Origin of the sequence: Streptomyces malaysiensis subsp. malaysiensis, from assembly GCF_040653035.1 — a bacterium.
In the GTDB taxonomy this organism is placed as follows: domain Bacteria; phylum Actinomycetota; class Actinomycetes; order Streptomycetales; family Streptomycetaceae; genus Streptomyces; species Streptomyces malaysiensis.
Map to the genome: position 1 here is coordinate 136,724 of NZ_JBEZNG010000024.1, position 10,291 is coordinate 147,014.

Annotated in this window: 1 protein-coding gene; it reads right to left on the reverse strand. The window is 74.0% G+C overall.

The window, feature by feature from the left end:
* Window positions 1-22 precede the first annotated feature (22 nt).
* A partial coding sequence (locus AB0E24_RS35745) for a type I polyketide synthase (RefSeq protein WP_359383464.1) occupies window positions 23-10,291 on the reverse strand: 10,269 nt, incomplete at its 5' end.

Consider the following 10,291-nt stretch of genomic DNA (forward strand, 5'->3'; position numbering starts at 1 on the left):
CGATGAGCTCTTGTGGAGCAGGTCAGGAGAGCCCGAGCTCGTCGTCGAGGAGATCGAAGATCTCGTCTGCCGTAGCGGACTGGATTTCACGGTCTTCTGCGGTGCTGTCCGTAGCACTTTGCGTTTCATTCCACTTCGACAGGAGGTCGCGCAGGCGGGTGGTGATGCCGGGGCGCTCGATGTCGTCCGGGGCGATCGTGGCGAGGATCGCCTCGAGCTTGTCGAGCTCCGCGTGTACGGGCGGGTGTCCGGCCGCGCCCTCCAGGCCCAGTTCCTCGCGCAGATACCCGGCGAGCGCGGTGGGCGTCGGGTAGTCGAAGATCAGCGTGACCGGCAGGCGCAGCCCGGCGGCGGCGCCCAGTCGGTTGCGCAGATCCACGGCGGTGAGCGAGTCGAAGCCGAGGTCGAGGAAGCCGCGGCCGGCGTCCACGTCATCGGGGGTGGCGTAGCCGAGTACGGCCGCCACATGGCCGCGGACGACGTCCAGCAGCTCGCGGTCGCGTTCGGTCTCCGAGAGCCCGGAGAGCCGTTCTGCGAGCGAGCCCGCACCCGAGTCGGCCACGGCACCGGCACCGGTGGCCCCGGTGTCGGCGGAGCGCCGTACGGGGGTGCGGACCAGGCCGCGCAGCAGCGGCGGCAGCAGCCCGGCGGCGGCCTGGCCGCGCAGCGCGCCCGTGTCGATGCGGATCGGTACGAGCACGGCCTCGGAAAGGGTGCCGGCCAGGTCGAACAGCGCCAGGCCCGCGTCCTGCCCGAGCGCCTCGAAGCCACCGCGCGAGATGCGGGTCACATCGGAGGCGTCGAGGCTTCCGGCCATGCCGTCGGCCGCCGCCCACAGGCCCCAGGCGAGCGAGCTCGCGGGCAGGCCCTGGGCGTGGCGGTGCTGGGCGAGGGCGTCCAGGAAGGTGTTGGCCGCGGCGTAGTTGCCCTGCCCCGAGCTGCCGAAGGCACCGGCCGCCGAGGAGAAGAGCACGAACGCGGCCAGGTCGAGATCGCGGGTCAGCTCGTGGAGATTCCACGCCGCGTCCACCTTGGGGCGCAGCACGGTGTCGATCCGCTCACCGGTCAGCGAGCTGATCACCCCGTCGTCCAGGACGCCCGCGGTGTGCACCACGGCGGTCAGCGGATGCTCCGCCGGGATGGCCGAGAGGGTCGCGGCCAGGGCGTCCCGGTCGGCGGTGTCACAGGCCGCCCAGGTCACCTCGGCGCCCAACTCGCCCAGCTCGGCGGCGAGTTCGGCGGCTCCGGGCGCCTCGCCACCGCGACGGCTGACCAGCAGCAGTCGCCGCGCTCCGCGCTCCGCCACCAGGTGGCGGGCGAAGAGTCCGCCCAGGGCGCCGGTGGCGCCGCTCAGCAGCACGGTGCCGTCCGGGTCGCCGAGACCGGCGGGCTCGGGGGTGTCCGGCAGGGCCGGGACCCGGGCGAGCCGGTAGGCGTGGCCGGTGCCGGAGCGCAGGACCAGCTGCGGTTCATCGGTGGCGAGCACCGACGGCAGGGCCCGCTGGGAGGCGTCGGTGCCATCGGTGTCGACCAGGACGAACCGGCCGGGGTTCTCCGACTGCGCGGACTTGACCAGGCCCCACACGGTGGTGTGGACCAGGTCGGCGATGTCCTCGCCGGGGGCCGCGGCGACCGCGCCCCGGGTGACGAGCACGAGTCGGGTGTCGGCCAGCCGCTGGTCGTTCAGCCAGTTCTGGACCAGGTCCAGGGCGTTCCGGGCGGCCGCCCGCGCGGTGTCGGCGATGGACGCGACGCCGCCGGTGGCGGTGGCGGTGGCGGTGAGGGGAGCCGCACCATCCGTGGCGAGCCGCGAGGCCGCACCGTCCGTGGCGGCGAGGGACGCCCCGCCGCCGGTCGCGGTGAAGGACGCCACGTCCGTGAGGGGCACCACGACCACATCGGGGGCGGGCGCGCCGCCGTCGAGGGCGGTGGTGAGTGCCGCGAGGTCCGCGTGGTCGTCCAGCCGCTCGCCCGCCACGGTGAAGCCGGTGGCGGCGCCGAGGGTCACCCAGCGCTCGCCCAGCGGGATATCGGTGGCGGACCCGGGCAGGGCCGTCCACTCCGGGCGGAACAGCGACTCGTGGTACGCGGCCCGCGAGGCGCTCAGCTGCTCGGCCGAGAGCGGCCGCAGCACAAGGCCGTCGACGGTGGCGACGGCGGCGCCGGTGCCGTCGGCGAGGTGCAGCGACACCCCTTCGGCGCCGGGCCGCAGCCGTACGCGCAGCGAGGCGGCGCCCCCGGCGTACAGCCGTACACCGGTCCAGGCGAACGGCAGCCGCGCCCCTTCGCTCCCCTCGCCCTCCGGGTCGAGGCCGAGCGTGTGCAGGGCGGCGTCCAGCAACGCCGGATGCACGCCGTACGCGGCGGCCTGGGGCTCGAAGCCCTGGGGCAGCCGGATCTCCGCGAACAGCTCGTCGCCGCGCCGCCAGGCGGCGTCCAGCCCCTGGAAGACCGGGCCGTAGCCGAGTCCGGCGGCGGCCGCGCCCTCGTAGAACTCATCGGTGGCCAGGGCCGTCGCGTCGGCCGGGGGCCATACGCTCAGGTCCACCCGCTCAACCGTCTGCTCGCCCGAAGCACTCGGGGCGCTCGCGTCGCTCGGGGCACTCGTGGCACTCGGAGCGAGGAAGCCGGTGGCGTGGCGGATCCACGGCTCGTCGGCGGGCACGTCCTCCCGGCGCGAGTGCAGGGTCAGCGGACGCCGCCCGTTCTCGTCCGCCGCCGCGAGCTCCAGCCGCAGCTGAACGGCGCCCTGTTCGGGCAGGACCAGCGGCGCCTGGAGGGTCAGCTCCTCGACCGTGTCACAGCCCACCTCGTGGCCCGCGCGCAGCGCGAGTTCCACGAAGGCCGTGCCGGGCAGCAGCACGGTGTCCATGACGGCGTGGTCGGCCAGCCAGGGGTGGGTCAGCAGCGACAGCCGCCCGGTGAACACGAAGCCACCGGTGTCGGGGAGTTCCACCGCCGCGCCCAGCAGCGGATGGTCGGCCGTGCCGAGGCCCGCGGAGATCACGTCCTCGACGGAGATGCCCACGTCGAGCCAGTAGCGCTGGCGCTGGAAGGCGTAGGTGGGCAGCTCCACGCGGCGTGCGCCGCGCCCGGCGTAGACCGCCGCCCAGTCCGGGGCCGCGCCGCGGACATGGATCTGGGCGAGGGCGGTGGCGAGCGCCTGGGCCTCGGAGCGGCCGCCGCGCAGGGTGGGGACGAACACCGCGCGGGCGTCGGTGTCCCCGTCGGTCCCGGTCTCCGTCTCGGCGAGGCAGTCCTCGCCCATCGCGGAGAGCACCCCGTCCGGGCCGAGCTCCACGAAGGTGGTCACACCCTGGTCGCGCAGGGTGCGGACGCCGTCGAGGAAGCGGACGGACTCACGGACGTGGCGCACCCAGAACTCGGGCAGACGGATCTCGTCGGCGGCGGCCACGGTGCCGGTGAGGCAGGACACCAGCGGGATCTTCGGGGCGTTGAAGGTCAGGCCCTCGGCCAGCTTGCGGAAGTCCGCGAGCATCGGGTCCATATGCGGCGAGTGGAAGGCGTGGCTGACCGTGAGCCGCTTGGTCTTACGACCCTGCGCCTCGAAGCCCGCCGCGATCCCCGCCGCCGCGTCCTCGTCACCCGCGATGACCACCGACGTCGGCCCGTTGAGCGCGGCAATGCTGACCCGCTCGGTCAGCAGCGGCGCCACCTCGTCCTCCGACGCCTGGACGGCGAACATCGCGCCACCGCCCGGGAGTTCCTGCATCAACCGCCCACGGGCGGCCACCAGCGCACACGCGTCGGCGAGCGAGAACACGCCCGCCACATGCGCGGCGGCGATCTCGCCGATGGAGTGGCCGGCCAGGTAGTCCGGTGTGAGACCCCACGCCTCGACCAGCCGGAACAGCGCCACCTCGACGGCGAACAGCGCGGGCTGGGTGACGGCGGTCCGGTCCAGCGCCTGGGCGTCCTCGCCGAACAGCACGGTCTTCAGCGGCCGTTCGAGGTGGCGGTCCAGCTCGTCGCACACCTCGTCCAGCGCCTCCGCGAAGCGCGGGAACGCCCCGTACAGCTCACGGCCCATACCGAGCCGCTGGCTGCCCTGCCCGGTGAACAGGAACGCCACCTTGCCCTCGGTGGCCACCCCGCGCAGCGCCTGCGCCGGGTGCTCACCGCGTGCCAGCGCGTCCAGCGCGCCCAGCACCTCGTCAGCCCCGTCATGGCCTTCGGCGACCAGCGCGACGCGGTGTTCGAGCGCGGCGCGGGTCGTCGCGAGCGAGAAGCCCAGATCGGTGAGGGCGGTCCGGGGTTCGGCGGCGATCCGCGACCGCAGCCGCCGCGCCTGGGCCCGCACACCGTCCTCGGTACGGGCCGACACCAGCACGGGCACATACGGCAGGGCCTCGGGCTCCACCGCGGGCTCACCCGGCTCCAGGGCGGGCGGCTGCTCGATGATGGCGTGCGCGTTGGTGCCGCTGATGCCGAACGAGGACACCGCGGCCCGGCGCGGACGGCCGGTCTCCGGCCACTCCCGCGCCTCGGTCAGCAGCGACACCGCACCCGCCGACCAGTCCACATGCGGCGACGGCTCGTCCACGTGCAGCGTCTGCGGCAGCAGGCCGTGCCGCATCGCCAGCACCATCTTGATGATGCCCGCGACACCGGAAGCGGCCTGGGTGTGGCCCAGGTTGGACTTCACGGAGCCCAGCCACAGCGGCCGCTCCGCGTCCCGCTCCCGGCCGTAGGTGGCCAGCAGCGCCTGGGCCTCGATCGGGTCGCCCAGCGTCGTGCCCGTGCCATGCGCCTCGACCACGTCCACCTCACCGGTGGTCAGGCGGGCGTTGGCGAGGGCCTGGCGGATGACGCGCTGCTGGGACGGGCCGTTCGGCGCCGTCAGACCGTTCGACGCGCCGTCCTGGTTGACGGCCGAGCCGCGCACGATCGCCAGCACCTCATGGCCGTTCTTCTTCGCGTCCGACAGCCGCTCCAGCAACAGCATGCCCGCGCCCTCGCCCCAGCCGGTGCCGTCGGCGGCGGCCGCGAAGGACTTGCAGCGGCCGTCCCTGGCCAGTCCCCGCTGGCGGCTGAAGTCGATGAACGTACCCGGGGTGAACATCACCGTGACACCGCCGGCCAGCGCGAGCGAGCACTCGCCCTGGCGCAGCGCCTGCGCCGCCAGATGCAGCGCGACCAGCGAGGACGAGCAGGCCGTGTCGACCGTGACGGCCGGGCCCTCCAGACCGAAGGTGTACGCCACCCGGCCGGACACCACACTGCTGGAACTGCCGGTGCCGAGATAGCCCTCGACCTCGTTCGGCACGGCGTGCAGCCGCGATCCGTAGTCGTGGTACATGACGCCCGCGAACACACCGGTACGGCTGCCGCGCACCGACAGCGGATCGATTCCGGCGCGCTCGAACGCCTCCCACGTGGTCTCCAGCAGCAGCCGCTGCTGCGGGTCCATGGCGAGCGCCTCGCGCGGCGAGATCCCGAAGAACGCCGGGTCGAAGTCGGCCGCGTCGTGCAGGAAGCCGCCCTCGCGGGCGTAGGAGGTGCCCTGGGTCTCCGGGTCCGGGTCGTAGAGCGCCTCGAGGTCCCAGCCGCGGTTGTCCGGGAAGCGGGAGATGCCGTCCTCGCCCGCGGCGAGCAGCTGCCACAGCTCTTCGGGCGTGGTGACCCCGCCCGGGTAGCGGCAGCTCATGGCCACGATGGCGATCGGCTCGTCGTCGGTGACGGCCACGACCGGCACCGGTGTGTGCACCGCCGGGGAGTCCGTGCCGACGAGCTCGGTCCGCAGATGGCGGGCCAGGACCTGCGGGTCCGGATAGTCGAAGATGAGCGTCGCGGGCAGCCGCAGTCCGGTGACGGTGTTGAGCTGGTTGCGCAGCTCCACGGCGGTCAGCGAGTCGAAGCCAAGCTCCTTGAACGCCCGCCCCGAACCGATGGTCTCCGCACCGGCATAGCCGAGGACGGTGGCCACCTGCGCCCGGACCAGGTCCAGCAGCAGCCGCTCCTGCTCGGGCTCGGACAGCCCGGCGAGCCGCCCGGCCAGACCGGTCCCACCACCCGCCGCGACCGCGTCCACCGCGCGCCGCGCCGGAATCCGCACCAGACCGCGGAACAGGGGCGAGATCGCGGGCTGGTTGCGCAGCGCCGCGAGGTCCACCCGCATGGGCACCAGCGATGCCTCGCGGACGGTCAGCGCGGTGTCGAGCAGCGCGAGGCCCTCCGCCACCGGCAGCGGCGGCAGTCCGGCGCGCCGCATCCGGCTGATGTCGGCCTCGTCCAGGGTGCTGCCCATCCCGGCCCCGGCCCACAGGCCCCACGCCAGCGCGGTGGCGGGCAGGCCCTGCGCGGAGCGGTGCTGGGCGAGCGCGTCCAGGAAGGCGTTGGAGGCGGCGTAGTTGCCCTGGCCCGGACCGCCGAACACACCGGAGGAGGACGAGAAGAGGACGAAGGCCGTCAGGTCCAGGTCACGGGTGAGCTCATGGAGGTTCCACGCCGCGTCCACCTTCGGACGCATGACGTGGTCGACGCGCTCGGGCGTCAGCGAGCCGATCACACCGTCGTCCAGCACACCCGCGGTGTGCACCACGGCCGTGAGCGGATGCTCGGCGGGAACGGTGGCGAGGGTCGCGGCCAGCGCGCCCCGGTCCGCCACATCACAGGCGGCCCAGGCCACCTCGGCGCCCAACCCGACCAGCTCGGCGGCGAGTTCAGCCGCACCCGGCGCCCGCTCACCACGGCGGCTCACCAGCAGCAGATGCCGAACGCCACGCTCGGCCACCAGATGCCGGGCCACCAGACCGCCCAGCGAACCGGACGCACCGGTCACCAGCACCGTGCCCTCGGGGTCGAGGCCCCGGGCGTCGTCGCCCTCCGGCTCCGCGGCCACCCGCGCCAGCCGCGGCACGGACACCGCGCCCGCGCGGATCGCCAGCTGCGGCTCGTCCGAGGCCAGGGCGGCGGGCAGCGCACGCAGCGACTCCTCCCGGCCGTCGGTGTCCACCAGCACGAAACGGCCCGGGTTCTCCGACTGCGCGGAGCGCAGCAGACCCCACACGGCCGCACCGGCCAGGTCCGCCACCGGCTCGTCGGCCTCGGCGGCCACCGCGCCATGGGTCACCACGACCAGCGGGGCGTCCCCGAACCGCTCCTCCTCGAGCCACCGCTGTACGGCGGTGAGCGCCGCGGCGGCGGCGCGGTGCGCCGCACGGGCCGACTGCTCACCGAGTTCGGCGGACGGCGATACGACGACGTACTCGGGCGTGGGCGCCGTGCCCGCGGCGACCGCGGCGGCCAGCGTCGCGAGATCCCCGTACGCCGTGGTCCCGAGCCCGAACGGATCGGCGCCCAGCACCGCCCACCGGCCGTCGGTCGGCACATCCGCCCCGGCCGCGTCGGCGAGCCCGGCCGTGGTCGTCCACTCCAGGCGGAACAGCGACTCGTGGTAGGCCGTCCGCGCGCTCTGGAGCTGCTCGGCCGAGACCGGGCGCAGTCCGAGCGTCTCGACGGCCGCGACCGGCGCACCCGTGGTGTCGGCGATCTCCAGCCGGACTCCGTCGTTGCCCGCGGGGGTCAGACGCACCCGCAGCGCCGAGGCGCCGCTCGCGTACAGCGACACGCCGGTCCAGGCGAACGGCAGCCGCCCTTCCCCGCCCGTGTTGCCCAGGCCGCCCATCCCGATGGCGTGCAGCGCGGAGTCCAGCAGCGCCGGGTGCAGCCCGAACGCGGCGGCCTCCTCGGCCGTCCCCTCGTCCAGCGCCACCTCGGCGAACACCTCGCCACCGCGCTGCCACGCCCTGCGCAGCCCCTGGAACGCGGGCCCGTAGGCGAAGCCGATGTCCAGCAGGCCCTCGTAACGGCCGTCCAGCTCCACCTCCGTGGCATCCGCGGGAGGCCACGCGCTCAGCTCGAACGACGCCTCCGGACGGCCGCCGGACGACAGGACACCGGTGGCGTGCCGGGTCCACGGCTCCTCGGCGGGCAGGCTCTCCAGCCGGGAGTGCAGCGACAGCGGACGGCGGCCCGTCCCGTCCGCCGCACCGACCGAGAGCCGCAGCTGAACACCGCCTTGCGCGGGCAGGACCAGCGGCGCTTCGAGGGTCAGCTCCTCCAGATAGTCGCAGCCGACCTGGTCACCGGCGCGGATGGCCAGCTCCACGAACGCGGTACCGGGCAGCAGCACCGTGTCCAGGATGGTGTGGCCAGCGAGCCACGGGTGCGTGGACAGCGCCAGCCGTCCGGTGAACAACATCCCGTCCGCGTCCGGCAGTTCGGCACTGGCACCGAGCAGCGGATGCTCGGCCTCGCCCAGCCCGACCGCGGCCACGTCGCCGAGGAACAGCGACGAGACCTTCGGCCAGTAGCGCTGCCGCTGGAAGGCGTAGGTGGGCAGCACGACCTGCGTGGCGCCCGTACCGGCGAAGTACGCCGACCAGTCCACCGCCACCCCGCGCACCTGCGCCCGCGCGACGGCCGACAGCAGCGCCTCGGCCTCGGGACGGTCCTTGCGCAACACGGCGGCGAAGGCCGCGTCGGACTCGGCGTCCACGCACTCCTGGGCCATGGCGGTGAGCACACCGTCGGGGCCCAACTCGATGTAGGTGGTGACGCCCTGGGCCTCCAACGTCAGCACACCATCGAGGAAGCGGACGGCCTCGCGGACATGGCGCACCCAGAAGTCGGCGGTCGTGATCTCCTCGGCGGAGACGACGGTCCCGGTGAGGTTGGAGACGATCGGAATCCGCGGGGCCTCGTACGACAGGCCCTCCGCAACCTCGCGGAACGCCTCCAGCATCCCGTCCATACGGGGCGAGTGGAAGGCGTGGCTGACCGTGAGCCGCTTGGTCTTACGGCCCTGTGCCTCGAAGGACGTGGCGATCGCGACCGCCTCGTCCTCATCGCCCGCGATGACCACCGACGTCGGCCCATTGAGCGCGGCGATCGACACCCGCTCGGTCAGCAGCGGCGCCACCTCGTCCTCGGACGCCTGTACCGCGATCATCGCGCCACCGGCGGGCAGCTCCTGCATCAGCCGGCCACGGGCCGCCACCAGCGTGCACGCGTCGGCGAGGGACAGCACACCCGCCACATGCGCGGCGGCCAGCTCACCGATCGAATGGCCGGAGAGGAAGTCCGCCTTCAGACCCCACGTCTCCACCAGCCGGAACAACGCCACCTCGACCGCGAACAGCGCGGGCTGGGTGAACCCGGTCCGGTCCAGCGCCTCGGCGTCCTCCCCGAACAACACATCCCGCAGCGGCCGCTCCACGTGCGCGTCCAGATGGGCGCACACCTCGTCCAGCGCGTCCGCGAACGCCGGGAAGGCGTCGTACAGCTCACGGCCCATACCGAGCCGCTGGCTCCCCTGACCCGTGAACAGGAACGCCACCTTGCCACCGGACACCGACCCCCGTACGAGCCCGGCCGCCGTGCGGCCCTCGGCGAGCGCCGCCAGGCCGGACAGCAGCCCGTCCCGGTCCTCGGCCACGAGCGCCGCGCGCTCCTCGAAGGCGGTACGGCGCGTGGCGAGCGTGAACGCCACGTCGGTGGCGTCCAGTTCGGGGCGCTCGTCGAGGTGGGCGCGCAGCCGTGCGGCCTGGTCGCGCAGGCCCTCGGGGGACTTGGCGGAGAGCACCCAGGTGGCAGGGACGCCGGACCGCGGCGCGGCGGCGGGCGCCGCGTCCTCGGTCTCGTCCGCGTACCCGGGCGCCTGCTCGATGATGGTGTGGGCATTGGTGCCGCTGATGCCGAACGAGGACACCGCGGCCCGGCGCGGACGGCCGGTCTCCGGCCACTCCCGCGCCTCGGTCAGGAGGGCGACCGCACCCGCCGACCAGTCCACATGCGGGGTGGGCTCATCGACGTTGAGGGTCTGCGGCAGCAGCCCGTGCTGGATGGCCAGCACCATCTTCATCACCCCGGCGACACCGGCCGCGGCCTGCGTATGCCCGAAGTTGGACTTGATGGAGCCGAGCCACAGCGGCTGGTCGGCGTCGCGGTCCTGGCCGTAGGTCGCGAGCAGCGCCTGGGCCTCGATCGGGTCGCCCAGCTTGGTGCCCGTGCCATGGGCCTCGACCGCGTCCACCTCGGACGGGGACAGCCCCGCACCCGCCAGCGCCTGACGGATCACCCGCTGCTGCGACGGGCCGTTCGGCGCCGTCAGACCATTCGACGCACCGTCCTGGTTGATCGCGGAGCCACGTACGACCGCCAGCACCTCATGGCCATTACGCCGGGCATCCGACAGCCGCTCCACGAGCAGCATGCCCACACCCTCACCCCAACCCGTACCATCCGCACCCGCAGCAAACGCCTTGAT